The sequence below is a fragment of the Psychrobacter sp. 1U2 genome (assembly GCF_051847575.1).
Genome location: NZ_JBPYDC010000757.1, coordinates 1 through 850, shown reverse-complemented (window position 1 = coordinate 850; position 850 = coordinate 1). Strand labels below are relative to the sequence as shown.

The following is an 850-nucleotide window of genomic DNA, read 5'->3' as shown; positions in this document are numbered from 1 at the left end:
AAACCACTCTTTACCATGCGCGTATAAATCATCGAGCGTTCCAAAAGCATTGGTGTCACTGACCCCTTTTGCACGCTGATAGACCAATGCCCGCTGTTGACGTGAAAACGGTACTTGTTCTTTATCGTCCTCAAGCAAATACTGACGAATCTCGGGGCGAAAATCCTCTAGTACGTAACGAATATGACCTGCGACAGGGTAGTTGTTTAAGATGGAATGCTTGGATTGAACTAGATCATAAATACCTAAACCTACTGCCAAACCACCAATAACAATCAACCACCAGTTGATTAATAATAGCCCTGCCAAAAAAATTAAAATAGAGGCACCAAAGGTACTATAGCGTAGTAGCAGTCCTGTGATGTAAGGGCGACTGTGTTTGGGTTCAGGATTTAGATTGGTACGAGATTGGGGCATAGCAAGGCTCGGCAGTAATACGTAAAGATTAAAAAGGCGATAATAATCGAAAGAGCAAGTAGATCAAAAAACCCCTCTTTTATCATTATTAAGCACAAATAACGCGCTCAAATTTATCGCCTATATCATACACATATGATATCACTGCATAGCGGTATTTGAGTAACAATGTGCTAATGTGGTTATTATAATGTTCATACTCATAGGTGGCTTAACAGACGACTTGCACCAGTATTTTATCGTCATCAATAGCATTAAACTTAATTTCAACGGGCAAGAACTGCTCAATCAACCACGCTTGCGTCTCAGTATGCCCACTAATCATACGCGCTGTAAATTCACCACCACCTGACAAGGCTAAAGGTAATAGTAGCTGATCGGTTGAATATTCGTCGACCAGCGCATCCGTTTGAAATAGATAACGTTTCACCAG

Annotated in this window: 1 protein-coding gene and 1 pseudogene; both read right to left on the bottom strand. The window is 41.1% G+C overall.

Annotation, left to right across the window (positions count from 1 at the left end; all coding sequences use genetic code 11):
- Positions 1 to 417 (bottom strand): annotated as a pseudogene (locus ACS8FD_RS18560) (FMN-binding glutamate synthase family protein); the annotation flags it as partial.
- 211 nt (positions 418 to 628) lie between these two features.
- On the bottom strand, positions 629 to 850 hold a 222-nt coding region (locus ACS8FD_RS18555; RefSeq protein ID WP_439276927.1), incomplete at its 5' end, for an RNA 3'-terminal phosphate cyclase.